Genomic DNA, 22,117 nt, shown 5'->3' with positions numbered 1-22,117 from the left:
CCCCCGCCTTCCGGCCGGGGCCCGCCCCGCGCTCAGTTCTTGCCCGTGAGCCGCCAGATCTGGTTCTTCTTGGTGCTCAGGGCGCTCGCCGGGTCGCAGGTCCACTGGTGGATCTGCGCGCCGGCCGTGGTGGAGACGTTGCTGACGTCGACGCACTTGCCGCTGTGCACGGCGACCAGCTGGTAGTCCTTGCCGTTGCCGAGCGCTGTGACGGGGTCGAGGGTGAACTGCTGGTTGGTGCCTCCGTTGCAGGTGTACTGGATGACAGCCGCGCCGTCGGCGGTGGAGGCCTGCGACACGTCCAGGCACTTGCCGCTGAGCTCGTCGACCACCGTGTAGGTGTCGGCCCGGCCGGCGACCGGCTTCAGGTCGAGCATCTGCTGGTAGCCGCCTTCGCAGTACCACTGCTGGTACTGGGTGCCGTTGGCGGTACTGAGGCCGGTGTCGTCCAGGCACTGGCCGCTGTTCTCGCTGACCGCGACGGTGGAGACGGTCGGGTCGGACGGCGGGAGCAGGGTGACGGTGTAGCCGTCCTTGGCGTTGCTCCAGGGGATGGTCACCGAGGCCGCGTTGTTGCCGACGCTCAGCGTGCTGTCGGCGACGGTCTCCGGTCCGGCCACCGCCGCGCCGCCGTTGTACGGGACCCGTTGGACGACCGCTCGGACCTTGCCGCCCTCCACCACCGAAGTGGCGTTGAGGCCGGTGAGGTTGACGGTGACGTTGCCCGTGTTGCCGTTGCTGCCGAGCAGGAGCTTGGTGTTCTTGGCCGTGTTGTCCTTGGTGGCCAGTCCGTCGATGCCGGAGCCGGGGGTGAGTTTGACGATGTTGCCGCTCTGGGAGCCGTAGTAGCGGTACATGAACCACTCGCCCAGCGGCAGGTACTGGCCGGCGCCGTTCTTGGTGAGCAGGTTGGCCTCGTTGTCGTGCAGGCCGGTGCCGGAGGCCCAGTTGCCGCGCAGCCCGTCGGCGCCGGCGCGCTCCAGACGGCCGAGGAACCAGGCGCCGCCGCCCGGGGACTGCATGGACAGGGTGGCGTACTCGTTGATCTGGTACGGGCGGGTGTTGGTCAGTCCGGCGGCTGACAGCGTGGAGTTGGCGTTGCCGACGCCGCTGACGGGGTCGCCGGGCTCGTCGTGCCAGCTGTAGATGTCCGGGGCGACGTTGTTGGCCTTGACGTAGTTCAGGTAGGTGGTCCACCAGGTGTTGGACGACGTGGGCTGCCCGGCGATGCTGGGGCCGACGATCAACTGGCCCGGGAAGGCCGCCCGGACCCGGGCGTGGAAGCGGGACCACATCTGCAGGTACTGCGCCTGTGAGGGCTTCCAGAAACCGCTGCCGTCGGGTTCGTTCCACAGGTCCCACTGGACCGTCATGTTGTTGGCCCTGACGTCACCGATGAGTTGGTCGAGGAAGGCGTCGAACTGCGTCCAGTCGCCGTTGTCGCCGGGGAAGGCCTGGCTGGTGGTGCCGTCCGCGCCCCACAGGTCGTGCGGCAGCAGGACGAAGGTCCCGCCGAGGGCGACGGTGCGCTTGTACTGCGCGAGCGTGGAGTTCCAGCGGGTCCGGTAGTCGGCGAGGCTGGTCGCGTAGCCGCCGCTGTTGAGCTGTGCGCCGCCGGCCCGCATGAAGTGCCACTTGATGTCCTTGAAGAAGTGGTCCTGCGGGAGCGAGCCGTTCGGCGTCATCCCGTAGATCATTCCGGAGCCGTGGTAGGCGGGTGCGCCGCCGGCGGTGGTGAAGTCGACGGTGACACCGGTGTCGGCGGCGTGGGACGGGGCCGCGGGCACCAGGGTGGAGGCGAGGGCGGCCAGGAGGACGGCGACGGAGGCGGCTGCCCGGCCTCGGACGCGGGGCGTGGACGGGGTGGGTAGGGCGGGTGAGTTCATGGGGCGGCTCCTGGGTCAGTGACGGTGTGTGCGTGTGCTTCGGCCAGCAGGAGGTAGCTGCCGGCGGTCCAGGTGTAGGCGCGGTCGCGCAGGCCCGTTCCGGTGAGGGCGTCGAAGTTCTCGGCGAATCCGTGGGTCTCGCACAGGGCGCGGAAGCGGGCGCTGATGTCGTCTGCCAGCCGGTGGTGGCCGGCGCGGCGCAGGCCGTCCTCGACGAGGACGGTGGCGGGCGCCCAGATGGGGCCGCGCCAGTAGCCGTCGGCGCGGTAGTGCGGTGACGTGGGCAGTTCGGTGGCCAGGCCGTACGGCGTGAGGTGCGCCTCGATGCGGTCGGCCAGGACGCCGGCGACCTCGGCGGGCAGGTGTTCGCCGAGTACGACGGGCATGAGGTCGAGGAGACCGGCGCTGCTCCAGGTGGTGCCGGTGGCGGCGCCGCGGGCGAGGAACCTGTCGCCGGTCCAGAGCTGGTCGAGGAGCTCCTTCTGCATCTCCGCGGCGGCGCCGGTCCACCGGGCCGCTTGCTCAGGCCGTTCCAACTCGTCTGCCAGAGCGGCGAGTTCGCGCATCTGCAGGACCAGGAAGGCGGCCAGGTCGGCGGTGACCACCACTCGTTCGGGGTCGAAGGTGGTGGCGTTGTCCCAGCCGCTGTCGTTGCCGTGCTCGTAGTGGGCAAGTCGGGACCCGGGGGCCCGGCGTGCGGTGAGCCAGAAGCCGGTCCAGCGCTCCAACCGCTCGTAAGTATTGGCCAGTTCGGCCCGGACGGGCTGGGTCGGCAGACGGCGGCGCAGACGGCCGTGGGCCCAGCCGTGGATGGGGGGCTTGACGAAGTTGTACAGCACCTCGGAGTGGGTGACGGAGTCGGGCAGGGCGCCGCCGGCGTCCTGGTGGTCGAAGGGCAGGTGGTACTGGTCCAGCGCCAGTTCGGGGCAACCACGGGCCAGCGCGAGGGCGTTGAAGCAGTGGTCCCAGCTCCAGACCTTGTCCATCCAGTGCTTCGACATCAGTACTGCGGGCCGGGTGACCAGGCCGGTGGGCCGTACCGTCGCCGACCACAGGACGTAGGCGGCGAGTTCGGCGGCCGGGGTGGCCGAGGAGCGCCAGGGGGCCACCGCGTCGACGAAGCCGGTGAACGCCCTCAGCGTGGAGTCCCTGACGTCGTCGAAGGCCGCCGTGGGCGGGTACGGGGGGCGCGCGGTCTCGAACTCCTCGATCGCGATCTCCCACGTACCGTCCGCTTCCCCGGTCACGGCGAGACCGCGCTCGGCGCCGCCCAGGGCCTGGCTTCCGGCCGTCCGGGCGGTGGTGCCCCGCAGCACGGTGACGCGGTAGCGGCGTCCCGTCTCGTACGACGTGAACACGTGCGCGTCGGCCACGGGGTCGTGGAAGAAGTAGCTGCCGCTGAACGGGGTGAGGGCGGGCGCGGCGGCGAGGACGCCGACGCCGAGTCCGCTGCCGCGCAGACGTACGGTGTCCGGCGACTGGTAGGTGAGGTCGATGCGCCCGCCCGGGCCGTTCCAGCGGAGCAGGGCCGGTGTGGCCTCGACGCGGGTCTCGACGCGGTCGCCCGTGCCGGGGTCCAGGGGGACCAGGCGCAGTACGGCGTGCATGCCGTTCTGGTGCGAGACGAGGTGGAGGTCGTCGGCGTACGTCTTCTCCGCGACGACGGGCGAGATGTCGAACCAGGAGCCGTGGGTGGAAAACGGGATGTCGTGGACGGAGAAGGCCGGGCCGGGCGGGGCGGCGGTCATGTGACGTGACTCGTTTCTGGAGCAGGGGGCAGCAGTCGGCCGGCAACTGAGTAGCGGGCCGGGCGGGTTGGGAGGGTCAGTCCTTGACGGCACCGGCGGTCACGCCGGCGGCGACGTAGCGCTGCGCGAGGACGAGGATGGCCGCGGCCGGCAGGGAGGCGACGACGGCGGTGGCCATGATGGCGTTCCACTGCTGGTTGTTGTTGCCGATGTAGTGGTAGATGCCGAGAGTGATGGGCTCGTGACCGCCGCCGTTGACCAGGGTGCTCGCGAACACGAAGTCGGACCAGGACCACAGGAACGCGAACAGGGACACGGTGACGACGGCGTTGCGGCTGATCGGCAGGACGATGGACCAGAAGGTGCGCATTGGTCCGGCCCCGTCGGTCCTCGCGGCCTGGAGCAGCTCGCCGGGGATGCCGGACATGAACGCGGTGAAGATGAGGACGCCGAAGGGGACGGAGAGGGTGGAGTCGGCGACGATCAGGCCGGGGACGGACTGCAGCAGGCCGAGCTGGAGGTAGATGGCGTAGAAGCCCATCGCCATGATGATGCCGGGGATCATCTGGGCCGCCAGCAGGACGAAGCCGAGGATGCCGCCGCCGCGTGGCCGCAGTTTCGCCAGGGCGTAGCCGGCCGGTGCGGACAGGACAACCGTCAGCACGACGGTGCCCAGGCCGATGACGAAGCTGGTGCCGAGGTAGGGCAGTTGCTCGTCGAGGACGGCACGGTAGCCGCTGAGGGTTCCGTGCAGTGGCAGCAGGTCCGGCGGGGACTTGCGCATGTCCTGGTCCCGGGTGAGGGAGACGTTGAGCATCCAGTAGACCGGGAAGAGCATGATCGCGGTGAGCAGGACACCGATGGCGGTCTTCAGCCGCGTACGCCTGCGGTTCCGGTTCATGACAGGGCCTGCTTCCGCTGCGCCCGGACGTAGACCAGGCCGAAGACCAGCGCGGCGATCACGAGCAGGTTGCCGACGGCCGCGCCGGGGCCGAAGGCCGGCAGGAGGTTGCCGAAGCCCAGTTGGTAGGACCAGGTGGCGAAGGTGGTGGACGAGTCCGCCGGACCGCCCTTGGTCATGATCCAGATGATGTCGAAGACCTTGAGGGTGTAGATCAGCCCCAGCAGCAGGGTGATCGCCGACACCGGGCGCAGCAGCGGGAAGGTGACGCGCCAGAAGCGCTGCCAGGCGTTGGCGCCGTCGATGGCGGCGGCCTCGTACAGGCTCGGAGGGATGGACTGCAGGCCGCTGTGGAGCACGACCAGGTTGAAGGGGACACCGATCCAGATGTTCGCGATGATCACCGAGGTCAGCGACCAGGACGGCGAGGTCAGCCAGTTGACCTGCCCGACGCCGACGGCGTGCAGGCCGGCGTTGACGATGCCCGACTCGGTGTTGAGCATCCACGACCAGGTGGAGGCGGACACGATCAGCGGGAGCAGCCACGGTACGAGGAAGAGGGCGCGCAGGGTCGCGGAGAGCCGGAAGTTCTGGTCGAAGAAGACCGCGAGGGCGAGCCCGATGGCGTACTGGAAGACCAGGCACACGGCGGTGAAGACGGCGGTGTGGAGCAGGGCCGGGGCGAAGGTGGGGTCGGCGAGGACCTTGCGGTAGTTCGCCAGGCCGGTGAAGGGTGCGTCGCCCTGGACGAAGGAACGGACGGTGTAGTCGCGCAGGCTCAGGTCGAGGTTCCGGTAGAGCGGATAGGCGTAGAAGAGGGCGAGGTAGACGGTCACCGGGGCCAGGAACCCCCAGGCGGTCCGCTGTTTCATCGCAGTCATGTCACTCGGCCGCGGCCTGGGCCGAAGTCAGCGCTTCCTTGGGGGACTTGGCGCCGCTGAGGGCGGACTGGACGGCCTTCCACAACTGCTCGGAGATCTTGGGGTACTTGGTGCCGAGGTCGTCGCTGGTGCGTCCCCTGGCCGCCTTGACCGCCTCCACCCATGGCTTCAGCTCGGGTTTCGCGGCCACCTGCTTGTCCTGGACCTCGCCGGTGGGGGCCACGTAGGACAGGGTGGTGTCGGTGTCGTACAGGTTGGCGGTGCTGGTCAGGCAGGTCGTCAGCTTCTGTGAGGTGGTGTAGCGGCCGGTGTCCCTCTGGACCGGGACGGTGACGAACTCGCCGCCGGTCGGGGCCGCCGCGCTGCCGCCGCCGGTGCCGGGTACGGGCAGGACGCCGTAGTCGAAGCCGGCCTTCTCGGCGTTGGCGAGCTGCCAGGTGCCGTTCTCGGCGAAGGCGTAGTCGCCGCTGGCGAACTCCTGCCAACTGGTGGTCTGGGTGTTGTTGAGCACCGAGTCCGGGGCGTAGCCGTTCTTCAGCCAGTCCTTCCATAGGGAGAGGGCGGACACGGCCTGGGCGGAGTCGAGTGCGGTGAGCTCGGCGCCCGCGCCCCAGAACCAGGGCAGGAACTGGAAGCTGCCCTCCTCGGTGCCGATCGCGGAGAACGTGATGCCCTTCTTGCCGGCCTTCTTCACCTTCCGCAGGGCTGCCGTGAGCGACTTCCAGTCCTTGACGGTGGCGATGTCGACGCCGGCCTGCTTCAGCACCTTCTTGTTGTAGTAGAGGGCGAGGGTATTGGCGCCGATGGGCGTGCCGTAGGTCTTGCCGCCGGACTGTCCGGCCGCGAGGAGGTTGGGGTCGACCTTGGAGGTGTCCAGCTTGTTGTCGTCGGTGGTGGTGAGGACGCCCGCCTCGGCGAGGGTGGAGACCACCGGGTTGTCGACGACGAGGAGGTCGGGCGAGTTGCCCTGCTGGGCCGCGAGCAGCGTCTTGTTACCCAGGTCGCTGGTGTCGAAGGCGGTCCGCTTGATCGTCACGCCCGCCTTGGTGCCGCACCGGTCCAGCAGCTTCGCCCAGGCGGAGGTCTTGTCGAACTGGGGGTAGGGGTCCCAGACGGTGTAGGTGCCGCTGCCGGCGCCCTCGGCGCCGGTGCTGCCGGAGCCGGAGGAGCAGGCGCTCGCGGTGACGGTCACGGCCAGGGCGGTCAGGGCGGCGGCGGTCAGCCGGCGCTGTCTTGCGGAGCTGTTCATCGCGGGTTCCTCTGTTCTTGGCATGCGGGTGCCGAGGCACGGGGTGATGAGGGTGACAGGGCACGCCGAAGGCACCGGGGAGCGGTCGGCGGGTGAAGGAAGGGGCGTCACGCGGGGGTTGCCCGCGGGGCGGGGTCAGGTCGTCGGTGTACCGGGGCCGGTGCTGGCCCGCAGGGAGATCGGCGGGGTCAGCAGGTGGTGGCGGGGCGGCGCGTCGGGGTGGTCGAGCCGTTCCACCAGCAGGTCGACGGCGCGTCGGCCCATCTCCTCCGCCGGTACGTCGGCCGCGGTGAGCCGCGGGGTCACCGTCTCCGCCCAGCGGCCGGCGACGACCCCGGTGACGGAGAAGTCGCGCGGCACATGGCGGCCGGCCTCGGCGAGCCCCCGGTACAGGCCGCCGAGGGCGGCCTCGTTCAGGGTGACCAGGGCCGTGGTGGCCGGGTCGTCGTGCAGGATCTGTTCCACGCAGGCCTGGCCGGAGGCGGCGTCGTCGCCGCAGCAGTACGTCCGTACCGTCAGCCCGCGCTCGGCGGCGGCCTTGGTGAAGCCGTCGAGGCCGCGCTGGGCGGACTCGTATCCGCACCGCAGCAGCTGCTCGGGCCGGTTGACGAAGGCGACCCTGCGGTGGCCGAGGTCCGCCAGGTGGTGGACGCACGCAGCCGCCAGGGCGGTGTGGTCCAGGCCCACCCACCAGCTGCCCTCGGGGCGGGCGGTGCGGCCGATGGCGACGAAGGGGAAGTCCAGGGCGGCCAGGTGATCGACCCGGTCGTCCTGGAGCCTGATCTCCATCAGGATCGCGCCGTCGACGCGCCGCTCTCCCAGCAACCGCTGGAAGGAGCGGTCGCTGTCGACGCCGCTCGGGGACAGCAGGACGTCGTAGTCGTGGGCCGCGGCGGCCTCGACCACGCTGCCGATGAAGTCCAGCTGCATGCCGGTGTAGTGGTTGCCGGCCGGCGGGAAGACCAGGCCGATCGTGCTGGTGCGGCCATTGGCCAGGGCGCGGGCGCTGGCGTTCGGGCGGTAGCCCAGTTCGTCGATGACCTGCTGGATCTTCCGGCGGGTGTCGCCCGAGACCGGGCGCTTGCCGCTCAGCGCGTAGGACACGGTGCTCCGCGAGACACCGGCCCGCCGGGCGATCTCACCGATGTTCACGAGGGGCTCCTTGCTCGAACCGGTTCGGCACCTCACAGGAGGGTACGCCCGCCGGTTGCGAGGGTGTGAGAGGGAGAAGGTCCGCGAGCCGATCATTTGTCGAACCGGTTCGCGTGAAGCGAAGGTAGGAACTGCCCGCACGGCTGTCAACACCCTCTGCATGTCTTTTCCCTGGGGAAGAGCGAGGCGGAGCCCGCGCGAGAGGGATTGCCGGTCGAGGCGCCCGGTGCTAGCTTCTCGAACCGGTTCGATGATGTGATCGGGCAGAGAGGAGGCCAGCCCAGCTGTCAGGAACGACCGGCTGCCGAGCCGGGGGCGTCGGCGCGTCGGCGTCAGTGCCGGACGCCGCCCATCTCCGCGGTGAACAGCACGGGGTCGCTGTCGAAGCCTCTGACCATCTCGTGCATCTCCCACCGGCCGGAGGCGTCGCGGGTGAACTCCGCGATCGTCGCGGCGGTGGCATCGGCGACCTGCGCGAAGTCGTCCACGAGCAGGTGCCGGTACCCCTCGACGACGAGCACCCCGGCGTTCGTGAGGTCGCCGAAGGTACGGGGGCCGCCGTCCTGGTGGATGGCCACGCCCACCACGACCCGCCCGTAGACGGGCGAGAGCCGGTCGAACTCCAGCACCATGACCTCCACGTACCCGAAGCCCATGCCGGTCTCGCTGTGCCGGGGCATGTTGATGGTGCCGTCGGGTGAGCGGCTCTCGTAGTGCACGACGTAGGCGGGCCGTCCATGGGGATCGTCCGCCGAGTAGGTCGCCCCGATGATGTCGAGGTGGCGGACCGGCTCGCCGAAGGGACTCGGGTCCCACTTGAGTCTGACCTCGACCTTGCCCAGCCCCTCGCCGACACCGCTCATTTCCGCCACTCCCCCGTCAGCCCGGCGCGGGCTCGCCCCGCATCCTCAAGTATGAGCCGTGACCAGCCCTTTGATGCCTTCTCGGCGAAGCCGGACAGGTCACCGGGCGACGGCGAATTCCAGCGAGGGCGGGGTTCAGGGCCGATACCGCACGAAGCGCAGGGTCGCGGTACGCTCGCCCGGCGCCGGGGGACGGTTCCACGGCAGGGTGCGGAAGCTGTGCAGGCGACCCCGGGTGAGGGCAAGCCTCGGCAGACGGACACCGAACTCGAAGGCGAGGGCCTCCAGGGCGCGCCGCTCGCCCAGCCGCTCGGCGAGGGGTTCGCCGGGAGGAAGAGACGGCCGGGATCGAGGGCGGCCGGGATCGGCCCTCGTCTGCCGATCGTGCCCGACCGCACGGTGAATCCGTAGGTCTCCTCGCCGTTCTGCGTGACGGACAGCAGGAAGTGTCCAAAGCGGTCTCCCTCGAAGGGCTCGCTCCACACCGTGACCGCGCGAGCGCCCCGGGAGGCGGCGACGGCCGGGGAGACGAACCGCTTCTCGTCGAAGCCGCCCGGCCCGGGCTCCAGGGTGAAGCTCCAGCCGGGCCCCGCCCGGCCGACGACGGCCACCGCCTCGTCCCCGGACGTCGAAAGGCCATGGTCGTTGCGCGCGTCCCACAACGTCATCGGTTCCCGCAGGCCGGGGATCCCGTCCGCGCCGATACGGGCGGGCAGTTGGGCCGGTTCCACGCCCTCCACCAGCAGGAAGCGGTACGACGTCAGGATGCTGCCCCGATCGGTGTCCGCCAGCCAGGCCAGACCCGGGGGATCCTGGTCGGCCGCCGGAGCGGGGGCGCTGCCCTGCTGCCCGGCCCTCGGTGTGGCCAGCAGCTCCCGGCCCCGCTCCGGGGTGAGGAGGGGTCCCAGGACCGGGTCGGCGCACAGGCCGACGGGCGCGATGTGGTCCGGGCCGAGCGGCCGCCACTCGGGCAGCGAGGTGCGCAGCGTATGCCAGGCAGCGTCCGTGTCGCCCCAACGGGCCTGTTCCCGGGCCTCCTCCACGGCGGCCGCGAAGGGGCCGGCGGGCGTGTAGCGGAACGTGCCGTCCCGCAGCCGGCGCAGGGACTCCTCCGCCGTCGGGCGCACGGTCTCGGGAGCCGACGGGAGGAACGTGCTGTCGTCCCAGTGGTTCCGTATGTGCTCGGTGGCCAGCACCGGCAGCACCTCCGGCGCGTACCTCGGGTCGTCCGAGAGGCCGTGGAAGGACACCGCGCAGGGCTCGCCGAGCAGGCGGCGGATCTGGTCCCGCAGTCCCGTCGCCCGGGGCCTGCCGTACGCGATCGCCTCCGCCAGGGCCGCCGAGGCCTGCTCGTATCTTCCGGCGAGGGCGTCGAGCCGGGCGGCCTCGACGGAGGCGTCCAGGGACCGTGTGGTCGCGTTGACGAACTCCCGCCCCTCGCGCGCCGATCGGTCCGTCCGCATCTGGTGGAACTCCCTGTGCATCGCCTCCATGAAGGCGCGGAACGACGGGAACCGTTCGGGCGGGCTCGCACGCCAGGACGCCCAGGTGTAGACGGCCCACTCGCCGGTGTCGTCGACGTCTCCGGGGTCGAGCAGGACGTACACGGCGTCCGACTCCACGTCGAGTTGCAGCGCCCGCTGCCACATCCCTGCAAGGAGTGTCTCCTCCCTGGTGGGGTCGTCGTCGAGTTCGCCAGGGAAGTACGCGGACAGACCTGCCGCGTCCTCGTGCGGGCGGATGCGGTCCGAGCCCGCCAGCAGCCGGACGAAGTCACCCGCGTGCCGCCAGCCGTCGCTCACCGCGAGAAATGTCCGGTACGAGGGCGGCAGCCGGAGTCCGAGCCGCTCCTCCAGCGCCTTGATGCGCTCCTCGGACGCGGGTGGGAAGCCCAGCCACCGTGTGCGGCGGGGTTCCTCGTCGGGCGCGTGAATGCCTTCCGGTGTCTCCGGGTCCTGCGCGTCCGCCCACTCCTCGCTCCACCGCCGTAGGAAGGACCGCCAGTCGTCGCTCATGTCCGCCATGCCCGAAGCCTGACAGGTGCCACTGACAACGCCCTTGGTGCGCCGGGCGGTTGGCCCGGCGAACGGGCCAAGTGCCGGTGCTCCGGGAGCGGATCGGGGTGCGGTGGCCGACGGGTGTCGCGTCTGCCGCGCGGCATGCGCTGGGGCCACCACAGGACGTAGGCGGCCGAACCGAACGCGAAGGCGAGGCGGATGAGGCCGCGGGCACCGTCGGACGGAATCAGCAGGGCACTGCCGTAGAGGGACAGCAGCGCGATCCAGCTCACCCAGGGAACCAGACGCCGCTGGCCGATCGAGTCCCAGATCAGGGTGCCGAGGAGGACGGAGGCGTTGTAGTACGTGTACACGCCGGGGTCCAGGGCGATGCGGGCGTCGGCGGCGAGCAGGACGACGGCCGGCCAGCGCTGCCGACGGACCGCGAGGACGCCCAGGGCGACGCCGAGGCTCATCTGGGCGGGCCGGTCCCACCAAGGGGTGACGGGATCGTGCACGCCGAACCAGCGCAGCGACGAGGCCGGTTGGTTGGGAATGGTGAAGCGGGCGGCGGCGAACGTGTCCGTGTGGGTGAGGTAGAACGGCAGCCAGGCGGCGGCCACCAGGGCGAACAGCCAGGCCGCGGCGCGCGCCCGGCCACCGCGGGGCAGTGCCAGGAAGAGGGGGGTGAAGCCGACCGCCCAGGGTTTGCAGCCGACGGCCAGGGCGAGGCAGACGCCGACGGCGGTCGCCCGGCCGCGGACCAGGGCGCGCACCGCCAGCGTGGTGAAGAAGAGGGCAAGCACGTCGTCGAGATGCGCGAACCGCACGGCCACCTCCACCCACATGGGGATGAAGGCCGCACCGGCGATCAGGACCCGCTGCTGCAGGCGCCGGTGGTTGACCCCGGTGCCCCGATAGTGGTCCGCGGCCGCCCGGCCGACCAATACGAGCATGTACAGCCCCAGGCCGGACATGAACAGGTCCGCGAGCTTCTCCCCCGTCTCGGGCGGGAACGGCGCGAACAGCCCGGCGACGAGGAAGCTGACGGGTCCGATCTGCAGCTCGGGGTGGTTGGCGTAGAGGGCGAGGCCGCCTCCGGGGATCTGGTTGAACAGCAGCTGCTGTCCGGTCCTCAAGTAGTGCCAGGAAACGGCCTCGTGACGTTCGGCCACGATGAACCAGCCGGCCGTCCACACGGCCAGCAGCACCGTGTGCCGGCGGACCGGCAGCCGCTTCGCCCAGCCGAACCGCTCCCCGCCCCCGGGCGCGCGAGTCGCCGTTCGCCGGTTCGGCACACCCCGTCCTTCCGCTCCACGCACAGTCGGCACCGGGGCGGCCGAGGACACGGCCCCGCCCGGCTCACCTCAGTAGAGGGACTGCGCGCGACGCGGGTTCCTCGTCAAGCGGCACTCCTCGACGGCCGGGGCGGGCCGGACACCTGCGTGGAGTTCGGTGGAGCCGTCGGCCTCACGCGTGGAGCGCGCCGCGCAGCGTGGCGGCCATCAGCTCCATGGCCTCCTTCGCCGACGCGACCGGACCGGTGTGGGTGAAGTAGTGGTCGACGCCCGTGAAGACCCGGTGGCTGACCGGGACACCGGCGGCCTCCAATGCCTTCGCGTAGGCGTCCCCTTCGTCGCGCAGGCGGTCGTTCTCGGCGGTGATGACCAGGGCGGGAGGCAGTCCGGCGAGGTCGTCGGCCAGTGCGGGCGAGACGAGGGGGTCCGCGCGGTCGGCCGGGTCCGGGACGTAGACGTCGGTGAAGATCCGCATCAGCCGGGGGCCGAGCAGCGGCCTGGCGATGGGCGACTGCTTGGTGGCGGGGTCGGCGAGCTGGTCGAGCGGGGCGGAGTCCAGGATCTGGAGCCGGGGCGTGAAGGTGTCGCGGTCCCGGGCCGTTCGGCAGACCGCGGCGGTGAGGTTGCCGCCGGCACTGTGCCCGCCCACGGCGAGCCGCGAACCGTCCCAGCCGTTCGCGGCGCCGTTCTGGGCGACCCATGCGGTGACGTCGTACGCCTGCGTGACGGGGACGGGGAAGGGCCGCTGCGGGGCGACGGCGTAGTCGACGTTGACGACGACGCAGCCGGCCTCGGCGGCCAGGTAGCGGCAGATGTGGTCGTCCTGTTCGGGGCGGGCGATGACGAATCCGCCGCCGTGGAAGTTGACGTAGACGGGGGCGGGAGCCTCGGCGGTGGCCTGCGGGCGGTAGACCGTGCAGGTCACCGGTCCGGCGCCGGTCTCCACGCGGAGGACTTCGGTGCGCTTCGGTATGTCCGTGAAGCGCAGGTCCTCATGCACCCGAGCCATCACGCGGCCGAGGAGCAACTGCATGCCCCTGGCCTGGAATCTGGAGCCGAACGGCATGACCGTACCCCTTGCTGCAACATTAAACCAACAGGATTCCTGATAATGGATGATCGCCTCGCACAGCGCAATGGGGAGGACCGGACGGCCGAGGACCGTGTGGTCGCACCGGCGGGGTGGGTGTGGGCGTCGGCCGGCTCGATGGCGCCGTGGGGCGCGGGAGTGGCCAGACCGGACCCGGCCAGGGTGTGGTGGGTAAGGACCATCCCGAAGGTGGCGGGGTCGAGTGCACCGTCGATCCGGCGCAGCGCACTGCCGGCCGTGCCCGCCTGCCGGTGCGGCAGGCTGTTCAAGACCACGCCGGTCGTGACGCCGCCGGGCGAGCGCGGTCGTCACCTCCGAAAGGCGGTCGTCCGGGCGGTGGACCGGCCCGGACGGGGCACTCGCCGGCCGACGGCGGTTTTCCACCGACCCACCGACGGCGGTTTCAGCGACCCCAAGGAGTGCCATGCCTGCCCCACGACTGCTCAGCGTCTATCTCAACGATCACCTGGCCGGCGCGACCGTCGGTGCCGAGCTGGGGCACCGCATGGTCCAGGAGCACGGTGACACACCGTACGGCGACGAGCTGCGGCACCTGGCGACCGAGATCGCGCAGGACCGGCGGGCCCTGCAGCGGATCATGGCCGAACTGGACGTTCCCGCGCGCCGGTACAAGGTCTACGGGGCATGGCTGGGCGAGAAGCTGGGCCGGGCCAAGCCCAACGGCCGTCTGCTGCGCCGATCCGGCCTCACGCTGCTGGTCGAGCTGGAGGCGCTGCGGTCCGGCGTGGCCGGCAAGGCGCTGCTCTGGCGCGCCCTGCTCACCGTGGCGGCGGACGATCCGCGCTTCGACCACGACCGGCTGGAGGAGTTGCGGCAGCGGGCGGACCGGCAGATGCAGACGCTGGACTCCCTGCACACGCGGGCCGCCACCGGCCTGCTGTCCGCCCCGGAGTCGCAGTCGTCGGGATCGTCGGCGGCCCGGTCCGGCTGACGCCCGTGGTACCGCCGACGTCGCCCGCTCAGCCCAGCAGCGGGTCGTCGAAGAGCGAGAGCCTGGCGGTGACGCGCTTGCCGACGGGCTCCCGGCGAGCCTCGAAGCCCTGCACCACCGCCATCACTATCTCCAGGCCGTGCTGCCCCACCCGGCCGGCGTCGGCGGCCTGGGCCCACGGAAGCGTGGGATCGGTGTCCCACACCTCGATCTCCACCATGCTGCCGTCCGGGATGCGCAGTTGCAGCAGGGCCGGCCCCGGCGCGTACTTGAGCGCGTTGGTGACCAGCTCGCTGACGACCAGCTGCGACAGGTCCAGCGTCCGGGCCGAGACCGGCAGCCCGTACTCGGACTGGGCGCGCGCCAGGAAGGTGGACACCTGGTCCCTGGCGTCGGCGATGCAGCCCGGCGCTCCGTCAAGGGCCACCGTTACCTCGGCAGGTGCGGCTTCCGGCATCCGAAACCACCCCTCGGGCGGAACAGACTGCCTGCCGCCGATGTGCAATACCCCGTTCATGAGCGCGCGACTACCCCGTAGGTCTCGTCCTACTCCTGCGCCGCGCACACATGAATGCGGCTCGTGCGTGCATCGAGCCCGGAATACGGGGCAGCGATGGCAACAGGGACGTGACGGGGTGCGCGATCGACCGCGGAAGGATGCGAGTGGCAGACAACCGGGAAGCAGTGGGCCACGGCGGGCTGTCCGTGGTCCGTGCCGACGTCGACGGCATCGCCGTTCTCGGCCTCGACGGAGAAGTGGACTATCAGAGCTCGTCGGCCCTGACCCGGGTGATGCCTCTGGCCGACGAAGACCCGGGCCGTCGGCTCGTGCTCGACCTGAGCCAGGTCACGTTCATGGACTCCAGCGGTGTCAACGCCCTGATCGCCGCCCACCAGGCCAGGCAGCCCGTACAGGGGTGGCTGCGGCTGGCCGGGGTCCACGGAGCGGTGCTGCGCACCCTGCAGCTGGTGGGCCTCGACACGGTGATCGCCTGTTTCCCGAGCGTCGAGGACGCCCTTCGACCGTGACGGGCGGACGGTGAACACCGCCTGAGAATCAGTCCGAGTACCCGGCATCACCCAGGCCATGCCGGTTTCCGCATGCCTTTTTTCGGCCTGCTCAAAGGCCCTCCCGATGCTTTGGCCGCCGCCCGGGAACTGCGTTAATCTTCGACCGATTTCTCATCAGGCATATCCGTGAACTGCGGAATTGCCGCTCATAGCGGGGCCTTCCGGGCCCCGGCGCGGTTCCGAGTCCTCGGGGTGAGGGCTCTTGGGGAGCGGAACGAGGGTGCGCATGACCACCAAGTCGGTCGAGGCCGAGCAGCAGGGGCCGGGCGAGCAGGAGCTGCGGCAGCTGCTGGCCGGGCTGACCGCCGTACGCGACGGCGACTTCGGCACCCGTCTGCCGTCGGACGGGGAGGGCCTGCTCGGCGACATCGCCACCGTTTTCAACGGCATGGTCGACCAGCTCTCCGTGTTCACCTCGGAAGTGACGCGGGTGGCCCGCGAGGTGGGTACCGAGGGCACGCTGGGCGGACAGGCGGAGGTACCGGGGGTCTCCGGCACCTGGGCCGACCTGACCGACTCGGTCAACGCCATGGCGGGCAACCTGACCACACAGGTCCGTGACATCGCCCAGGTGGCCACCGCGGTCGCCAAGGGAGATCTGTCACAGAAGATCGACGTGCCCGCCCGCGGCGAGATCCTCCAGCTGAAGGAGACCGTCAACACGATGGTCGACCAGCTGTCCGCGTTCGCCGACGAGGTCACCCGCGTCGCCCGCGAGGTCGGCAGCGAGGGACGTCTCGGCGGCCAGGCGCAGGTCCCCGGCGTCGGCGGTGTCTGGCGCGACCTGACCGATTCGGTCAACTTCATGGCCGGAAACCTGACCTCCCAGGTCCGCAACATCGCCCAGGTGACGACCGCGGTGGCGCAGGGCGACCTGTCCCAGAAGATCACCGTGGACGCCCGCGGCGAGATCCTGGAACTGAAGAACACCATCAACACCATGGTCGACCAGCTCTCCGCCTTCGGTGACGAGGTCACCCGCGTCGCCCGCGAGGTCGGCACCGAGGGGCGCCTCGGCGGGCAGGCCGACGTCAAGGGCGTGAAGGGCACCTGGCGCGACCTCACGGACTCCGTGAACTTCATGGCGGGCAACCTCACCGCGCAGGTCCGCAACGTCGCCCAGGTGGCCACCGCGGTGGCCCAGGGCGACCTCTCCCAGAAGATCACCGTGGACGCCCGCGGCGAGATCCTGGAACTCAAGAACACCATCAACACCATGGTCGACCAGCTCTCCGCGTTCGCCGACGAGGTCACCCGCGTCGCCCGCGAGGTCGGCACCGAGGGCAACCTCGGCGGTCAGGCCATCGTCCGGGGCTCCTCGGGCACCTGGAAGGACCTCACCGACAACGTCAACGTGATGGCGTCCAACCTGACCGGGCAGGTCCGCTCCATCGCCCAGGTCGCCACCGCCGTCGCCCGCGGCGACCTGTCGCAGAAGATCACCGTCGAGGCCAAGGGCGAGGTCGCCGCCCTCGCCGATGTGATCAACACCATGGTCGACACGCTGTCCGCGTTCGCCGACGAGGTCACCCGCGTCGCCCGCGAGGTCGGCACCGAGGGACGCCTCGGCGGTCAGGCGCACGTGCCGAACGTGGCCGGCACCTGGAAGGACCTGACGGACAACGTCAACTCCATGGCCAACAACCTCACCGGGCAAGTGCGCAACATCGCCCTGGTGACGACCGCGGTGGCCAACGGCGACCTGTCGAAGAAGATCGACGTCGACGCGCGCGGCGAGATCCTGGAGCTGAAGACGACCATCAACACGATGGTCGACCAGCTGTCGTCGTTCGCCGCGGAGGTCACCCGCGTCGCCCGCGAGGTCGGCAGCGAGGGCCGGCTGGGCGGACAGGCCGAGGTGGAGGGCGTCGAGGGCACCTGGAAGCGGCTGACGGAGAACGTCAACGAGCTCGCCGGGAACCTGACCCGGCAGGTCCGCGCGATCGCCGAGGTCACCAGTGCCGTCGCCGAGGGCGACCTGACCCGCTCGATCACCGTGGAGGCCTCCGGCGAGGTCGCCGACCTCAAGGACAACATCAACTCCATGGTGGAGTCCCTGCGCGAGACCACGCGGGCCAACCAGGAGCAGGACTGGCTCAAGACCAACCTGGCCCGCATCTCCAGCCTGATGCAGGGCCACCGTGACCTGCCGGTCGTCGCCGAGCTGATCATGGACGAGCTGACGCCGCTGGTCTCCGCCCAGTACGGCGCCTTCTACCTCGCCGAGGACACCGACGCCGGGCACGACCTGCGCCTGGTGGGCTCCTACGGCTTCCCGGACGACGCCGACCGGCCCACCCGTATCCCCATCGGCCGCTCCCTGGTCGGCCAGGCGGCGCGCAACCGCCGGACCATCACCGTGGAGGACCTGCCCGAGGGCTACGTCAGCATCTCCTCCGGCCTCGGCCACGCGCTCCCCCGCGCCCTGGTGGTGCTGCCCATCGTGGTCGAGGAGCAGGTGCTCGGCGTCATCGAACTGGCCTCGCTCAGCCACTTCCGGCAGATCCACCAGGACTTCCTGACGCAGCTGATGCCGACCATCGGCGTCAACCTCAACACCATCGTCGCCAACGTCCGTACCGACGAGCTGCTGGAGGAGTCCCAGCGGCTGACCGTGGAACTGCAGGCGAGGTCCGGGGAGTTGCAGGTCCAGCAGGTCGAACTGCAGCGCTCCAACGCCGAACTGGAGGAGAAGGCCTCCCTGCTGGCCTCGCAGAACCGCGACATCGAGGCCAAGAACCTGCAGATCGAGCAGGCCCGGCAGGAACTGGAGACCCGGGCGCAGCAGCTGGCGCTGGCCTCCAAGTACAAGTCGGAGTTCCTGGCCAACATGAGCCACGAACTGCGCACCCCGCTCAACAGCCTGCTCATCCTGGCCCAGTTGCTGGCCCAGAACCCCTCGCGCAACCTCACCCCGAAGCAGGTCGAGTACGCGGGGATCATCCACTCGGCCGGCTCGGACCTGCTGCAGCTGATCAACGACATCCTCGATCTGTCCAAGGTCGAGGCCGGCAAGATGGACGTCTCCCCCGAGCGGGTCCCGCTGCGCCAGCTGCTGGAGTACGTCGAGGCGACGTTCCGCCCGATGACCACGCAGAAGAGCCTGGACTTCACCGTCGCCACCGCGCCCGGAACGCCCGCGGACCTGCTCACCGACGACTCCCGGCTGCGCCAGATCCTGCGCAACCTGCTGTCGAACGCGGTGAAGTTCACCGAGCAGGGCGGCGTGGAGCTGAGCATCGAACCGGCGGCCGACCGGGAGGTGCCGCGCGGTGTGCACCGGGGCGGCCCCGTGGTGGCGTTCCGGGTGAAGGACACCGGCATCGGCATCCCCCAGCAGCAACTGGAGACGATCTTCGGGGCGTTCCAGCAGGCCGACGGAACGACCAGCCGCAAGTACGGCGGTACCGGCCTGGGCCTGTCCATCACCCGGGAGATCGCCCATCTGCTCGGCGGTGCCGTCACCGTCGACAGCACTCCCGGCCAGGGGAGCATCTTCACGCTCTATCTGCCCGTCGCCCGTGCCGACTTCGAGGAGCTGGCGAACGGCGGCCGGCAGGCGGAGCCGCACCGGGACGACACCGTCCTGGACGCGGCGGCGCCCCGGGCACTGTCCGGTCCCACGCCGCCGCCCGGGCACCGCAGGCGCCGGCTGCTGGTCGTCGAGGAGCGCCAGCGCGGTCTGCTCTCGCTCGTCGCCGAGCGCGCCGTCGCGGACATCGCGCGCGACCCGGCCGACCCGCACGGCGAGATCGACATCATCACCGCCGTCGGAGCGGAGGAGGCCGCGAGCACGCTGGCGGCCGAGCCCTGCCACTGCGTGGTCCTCGAACTCGGCATGCCGCACGCCGAGGGCGCGGACTTCCTGGAGGCCATGCGCGGCGACTCCGCGCTGGCCAGTGTGCCCGTGCTGGTGCACACCGGTCACCGGGTGGACCTCGCCCAGGAGCATGCCCTGCGGGCACTGGCGGGCGACCGGCCGCTGGACTTCCTCTCCAGCCTGGACGAGCTGCGCGAACGCATCACCCTGCACCTGTCCGCCGAGCAGCCGGGCGACGTGCTGTCGCTGGTGCGCGCCGAGGAGTCGCAGCACGCCCCGGCGCAGGTGGTGGACGACTCGTTCAGCGGCCGGACGGTCCTGGTCGTCGACGACGACGCGCGCAACCTGTTCGCCCTCAGCGGGGTGCTGGAGCTGCACGGCTTCGAGGTCCTGCACGCGGACAACGGCCGCAAGGGCATCGAGATGCTGCTCGCGCACCCGGACATCTCGCTGGTGCTGATGGACGTGATGATGCCGGAGATGGACGGCTACGCCGCGACCGCGGAGATCCGCTCGATGCCGCAGTACGCGGAGCTGCCGATCATCGCCGTCACCGCGAAGGCGATGCCGGGCGACCAGGAGAAGAGTCTCGCTTCGGGCGCGAACGACTACATCACCAAGCCGGTCGACACCGGCGACCTGATCGCCCGCGTCCGGCACTGGCTGCCCTCGTGACCGGGTGTCGCCACCGCCGAGTCCCCCAGCCGACCGCGTGACGTCCCCCGGCGTCCCCGCCGCAGAACAGGCCCACCGTGAGTGATCTCCGTCAGCCGCACGAATCACCCGCCGCCGAGCGCGCCGAGTCGCCCGACGACCTCGGCATGTCCGTGGCGGAGAGCGCCGGCACCGACGGTCCCGAGCAGACGTCCCCCGTGGGGCGGCTCGCGGCGACCGTGGACCGGCTGCGCCGCGAGGTGCGGGCGGCGCAGGCCGAGGCGGACGGGCGCGCCCTGATCGAACTGGCCAAGGGCATCCTGGTCGAGCGGCTGGGCTGTGGTCCGGCGCAGGCGGCGCGGCAGCTCGCCGAACTGACCGCGCAGGCGGGCGTGACCCCGCTGGAGTTCGCCGTCGAGGTCATCAACCAGGCCTCGCGCGACCGGGTCTCGGAGGTCACCAGCGCCTTCCTCGCCGCCACCGCGGCCCGGTCCGACGCGGCCGCGGCGCCCGACGGCACCTCCTCCGCCGTACGGCTGCGGACCGCGGAGAGCGGGGCGCTGGCCGCGGACGACACCCAGGCCGTCGCCGACTCCCTGCTGGAGCACGCCCTGACCCCGCTCGGCGCGGAGGCGGTGGCCATCTGGGGGCTGGGGGCCGACGGCTCGCTGAGCCTCGCGGGCAGTGCCGGGTTCTCCACCGCCGAGGCCGGGCGGTGGCGGCACGTGCCGCCGGGCGTGACGACGGTGGCGCGCCGGGGGCTCACCGAGGACGGGGGCCAGTGGATCCACAGCCTGGCCGAGACCGGGCTGCCCTCCATCGGCCAGCACCACCGCCCCGAGGGCGGCCGGGTGGCCGTACCGGCCGGGACCGGCGGGCGGATCCACGGGGTGCTGGAGATCGCCTGGCCGGCACCGCTGGACCCGCTGTCGCCGCCGATCGTCCGGCAGATCGAGGCACTCGCGGAGCTGTGCGCGCACACGCTGGAGACCTCGGCGCCACAGGACCCGGCGGAGGGCACAGGCCCGCGCGTCCTGCCGGACGTCGCCGAACTGATGGACCTCGCCGACGGACTGCACGACCCGGCGCTGGTGCTGACGCCGCACCTGAACGCCGAGGGACGGCTGGTCGACTTCCTCATCCAGCACGTCAACGGCCGCTTCCTGGACCCCGCCGGCCGGCCGCGCGGCGTCATCAACGGCGCACTGCTGCTGGAGACCTATCCCCTGGCCGCGGGGCAGAGCGAACTGTTCGAGCGGATCGAGCGGGTCTACGCCACCGGTGAGCCCTACCGCGCCCACCGCATGCGGCTGACCGCGCTGGTGGACGACGTGCACCTGACGGCGGTCGCCGACATCAACATCAGCCGGCACGGCGGCAGCGTCCTGCTGATCTGGCGCATCGAGGACGAGACGGCCAGGCTGGCCAACCTGCTCCAGCACGCCCAACGCCTGGGCCGCATCGGTGGTTTCGAGGAGAACCTGCTCACTGGCGAGATCACCTGGAACGGCCAGCTGTACCACCTCTATGGCAGGTCGGCCTCCAGCTCTCCGGTGCCGCTGGAGGAGCTGCCCGCGCACGCGCACCCCGACGACGCCGTGGCCATCGGCCGGTTCCTGCGGGCCCTGCTGCACCACCGCAGGCCCGCGTCCGCCGCCTTCCGGCTGCAGCGCCCCGACGGGGTCACCCGCCACATCCGGGTGGTCGCGGAGCCGGTCCTCGACTCCGACGGCCAGTTGTACGTCGTGCGCGGCGCGTACCAGGACATCTCCGCGCACCACTGGACCGAGGTCGCACTGGCCGCCACCCGGGACCAGCTCGCGCACACCGAGCAGCAGGCCAGCGAGCGCAACCGGCTCGCACTGCAGCTGCAGCACGCCATCATGCCGCCGGCGCAGGCTCCACTGGAGGCGCCGGGGCTGCGGGTGGCGGTGCGCTACCGGCCCGCGGAGACCCAGCACCTGGTCGGCGGCGACTGGTACGACGCGGTCGTGCTGCCGTCCGGGCTGGTGCTGCTGTGCGTGGGCGACGTCGCGGGGCACGGCATAGAGGCGGCCACCAGCATGGTCGTGCTGCGCAACGCGATGCGCGGGCTCGCCGTCACCGGCGCCGGGCCGGGCCAGGTACTGGCCTGGCTGAACATGGTGGCCCACCATCTGACCGGCGCCGTCACGGCCACCGCCGTCTGCGCCCTGTACGACCCCAAGCAGCGCACCCTGCGCTGGGCCCGCGCCGGCCATCTGCCGCCGGTTCTGGTGCGCGGCACGGAGGCGACGGCACTGCCGCTGGTCAAGGGGCTGCTGCTGGGCGCCGTACCGGAGGCCGGTTACGAGGAGCACGAGGTACAACTCGCCGTCGACGACACGCTGTTGATGTACACCGACGGACTGATCGAGCGGCGTGACCGGTCCGTGGAGGAGTCCCTCGCGCAGTTGCTGACGGCGGCGCGCGCGGTTCCGCCCTCGCTGGACCAGCAGCTGGACCGGCTGCTCACCCACAGCAGGTCCGACACGGACGACGACACCTGCATCATCGGCGTCCGCGTGGCCTGACCC

Annotated in this window: 15 protein-coding genes; 4 read left to right on the top strand and 11 right to left on the bottom strand. The window is 71.1% G+C overall.

From position 1 onward, the window contains the following. Positions 1-32: 32 nt before the first annotated feature. The 10 genes from FBY22_RS12635 to FBY22_RS12590 all read right to left on the bottom strand — a co-directional run bounded on the left by FBY22_RS12635 (position 33) and on the right by FBY22_RS12590 (position 13,041). Complete coding sequence (locus tag FBY22_RS12635) at positions 33-1,886, bottom strand: RICIN domain-containing protein (RefSeq protein ID WP_142145108.1); 1,854 nt, start codon at positions 1,884-1,886, stop codon at positions 33-35. Further along, positions 1,883-3,634, bottom strand: coding sequence for an amylo-alpha-1,6-glucosidase (locus FBY22_RS12630; RefSeq protein WP_142145106.1), 1,752 nt, complete (start codon positions 3,632-3,634; stop codon positions 1,883-1,885). The genes FBY22_RS12635 and FBY22_RS12630 overlap by 4 nt, the downstream gene beginning before the upstream one ends. A 76-nt stretch (positions 3,635-3,710) precedes the next feature. Beyond that, positions 3,711-4,535 (bottom strand): carbohydrate ABC transporter permease, encoded by an 825-nt coding sequence (locus FBY22_RS12625; protein WP_142145104.1) that lies wholly within the window; start codon positions 4,533-4,535, stop codon positions 3,711-3,713. Continuing rightward, complete coding sequence (locus tag FBY22_RS12620; RefSeq protein WP_399210991.1) at positions 4,532-5,407, bottom strand: carbohydrate ABC transporter permease; 876 nt, start codon at positions 5,405-5,407, stop codon at positions 4,532-4,534. Before FBY22_RS12620 ends, FBY22_RS12625 begins: the two co-directional genes overlap by 4 nt. 10 nt (positions 5,408-5,417) lie before the next feature. After that, the gene (locus FBY22_RS12615; RefSeq protein WP_142145102.1) at positions 5,418-6,665 is read right to left on the bottom strand and encodes an extracellular solute-binding protein; all 1,248 of its coding nucleotides are present in this window, start codon (positions 6,663-6,665) and stop codon (positions 5,418-5,420) included. A 135-nt stretch (positions 6,666-6,800) separates the two neighbouring features. Next, positions 6,801-7,817: a LacI family DNA-binding transcriptional regulator gene (locus tag FBY22_RS12610; RefSeq protein WP_142145100.1), complete on the bottom strand. Its 1,017-nt coding sequence runs from the start codon at positions 7,815-7,817 to the stop codon at positions 6,801-6,803. Between the two features lie 332 nt (positions 7,818-8,149). Continuing rightward, positions 8,150-8,680: a TerD family protein gene (locus tag FBY22_RS12605; RefSeq protein WP_142145098.1), complete on the bottom strand. Its 531-nt coding sequence runs from the start codon at positions 8,678-8,680 to the stop codon at positions 8,150-8,152. Continuing rightward, complete coding sequence (locus FBY22_RS12600) at positions 8,677-10,704, bottom strand: SMI1/KNR4 family protein (protein ID WP_260844815.1); 2,028 nt, start codon at positions 10,702-10,704, stop codon at positions 8,677-8,679. The genes FBY22_RS12605 and FBY22_RS12600 overlap by 4 nt, the downstream gene beginning before the upstream one ends. Continuing rightward, the gene (locus FBY22_RS12595; RefSeq protein ID WP_313905377.1) at positions 10,692-11,975 is read right to left on the bottom strand and encodes a hypothetical protein; all 1,284 of its coding nucleotides are present in this window, start codon (positions 11,973-11,975) and stop codon (positions 10,692-10,694) included. The genes FBY22_RS12600 and FBY22_RS12595 overlap by 13 nt, the downstream gene beginning before the upstream one ends. Positions 11,976-12,147: 172 nt before the next feature. Then, complete coding sequence (locus tag FBY22_RS12590) at positions 12,148-13,041, bottom strand: alpha/beta hydrolase (RefSeq protein ID WP_142145095.1); 894 nt, start codon at positions 13,039-13,041, stop codon at positions 12,148-12,150. A gap of 448 nt (positions 13,042-13,489) precedes the next feature. Between FBY22_RS12590 and FBY22_RS12585 the strand changes: the two genes are divergently transcribed. Then, the gene (locus FBY22_RS12585; RefSeq protein WP_142145093.1) at positions 13,490-14,017 is read left to right on the top strand and encodes a hypothetical protein; all 528 of its coding nucleotides are present in this window, start codon (positions 13,490-13,492) and stop codon (positions 14,015-14,017) included. Positions 14,018-14,045: 28 nt separating this feature from the next. On the opposite strand, the gene FBY22_RS12580 is transcribed toward FBY22_RS12585, so the two are convergent. Beyond that, complete coding sequence (locus FBY22_RS12580; protein ID WP_260844814.1) at positions 14,046-14,474, bottom strand: ATP-binding protein; 429 nt, start codon at positions 14,472-14,474, stop codon at positions 14,046-14,048. Between the two features lie 200 nt (positions 14,475-14,674). Here FBY22_RS12580 and FBY22_RS12575 point away from each other — a divergent pair, with 200 nt between their 5' ends. The 3 genes from FBY22_RS12575 to FBY22_RS12565 all read left to right on the top strand — a co-directional run bounded on the left by FBY22_RS12575 (position 14,675) and on the right by FBY22_RS12565 (position 22,114). Further along, positions 14,675-15,046: an STAS domain-containing protein gene (locus tag FBY22_RS12575; protein ID WP_142145090.1), complete on the top strand. Its 372-nt coding sequence runs from the start codon at positions 14,675-14,677 to the stop codon at positions 15,044-15,046. A gap of 268 nt (positions 15,047-15,314) precedes the next feature. Beyond that, complete coding sequence (locus FBY22_RS12570) at positions 15,315-19,583, top strand: HAMP domain-containing protein (RefSeq protein WP_142145088.1); 4,269 nt, start codon at positions 15,315-15,317, stop codon at positions 19,581-19,583. A gap of 146 nt (positions 19,584-19,729) precedes the next feature. Beyond that, positions 19,730-22,114 (top strand): SpoIIE family protein phosphatase, encoded by a 2,385-nt coding sequence (locus tag FBY22_RS12565; RefSeq protein WP_142147572.1) that lies wholly within the window; start codon positions 19,730-19,732, stop codon positions 22,112-22,114. Positions 22,115-22,117: the final 3 nt, after the last annotated feature.

This window comes from Streptomyces sp. SLBN-31 (genome assembly GCF_006715395.1).
Taxonomy (GTDB): Bacteria; Actinomycetota; Actinomycetes; order Streptomycetales; family Streptomycetaceae; genus Streptomyces.
Note: the sequence above shows the minus strand (reverse complement) of the source record. Positions and strands in the feature narration are given on the sequence as shown.

Excerpts from the sequence above, each read along its gene's own strand:
- FBY22_RS12635 (WP_142145108.1), bottom strand. The coding sequence starts at position 1,886 with ATGAACTCACCCGCCCTACCCACCCCGTCCACGCCCCGCGTCCGAGGC.
- FBY22_RS12615 (WP_142145102.1), bottom strand. The coding sequence starts at position 6,665 with ATGAACAGCTCCGCAAGACAGCGCCGGCTGACCGCCGCCGCCCTGACC.
- FBY22_RS12625 (WP_142145104.1), bottom strand. The coding sequence starts at position 4,535 with ATGAACCGGAACCGCAGGCGTACGCGGCTGAAGACCGCCATCGGTGTC.
- FBY22_RS12630 (WP_142145106.1), bottom strand. The coding sequence starts at position 3,634 with ATGACCGCCGCCCCGCCCGGCCCGGCCTTCTCCGTCCACGACATCCCG.
- FBY22_RS12620 (WP_399210991.1), bottom strand. The coding sequence starts at position 5,407 with ATGAAACAGCGGACCGCCTGGGGGTTCCTGGCCCCGGTGACCGTCTAC.
- FBY22_RS12575 (WP_142145090.1), top strand. The coding sequence starts at position 14,675 with ATGCGAGTGGCAGACAACCGGGAAGCAGTGGGCCACGGCGGGCTGTCC.
- FBY22_RS12600 (WP_260844815.1), bottom strand. The coding sequence starts at position 10,704 with ATGGCGGACATGAGCGACGACTGGCGGTCCTTCCTACGGCGGTGGAGC.
- FBY22_RS12570 (WP_142145088.1), top strand. The coding sequence starts at position 15,315 with ATGACCACCAAGTCGGTCGAGGCCGAGCAGCAGGGGCCGGGCGAGCAG.
- FBY22_RS12580 (WP_260844814.1), bottom strand. The coding sequence starts at position 14,474 with ATGCCGGAAGCCGCACCTGCCGAGGTAACGGTGGCCCTTGACGGAGCG.
- FBY22_RS12590 (WP_142145095.1), bottom strand. The coding sequence starts at position 13,041 with ATGCCGTTCGGCTCCAGATTCCAGGCCAGGGGCATGCAGTTGCTCCTC.
- FBY22_RS12565 (WP_142147572.1), top strand. The coding sequence starts at position 19,730 with ATGTCCGTGGCGGAGAGCGCCGGCACCGACGGTCCCGAGCAGACGTCC.
- FBY22_RS12585 (WP_142145093.1), top strand. The coding sequence starts at position 13,490 with ATGCCTGCCCCACGACTGCTCAGCGTCTATCTCAACGATCACCTGGCC.
- FBY22_RS12605 (WP_142145098.1), bottom strand. The coding sequence starts at position 8,680 with ATGAGCGGTGTCGGCGAGGGGCTGGGCAAGGTCGAGGTCAGACTCAAG.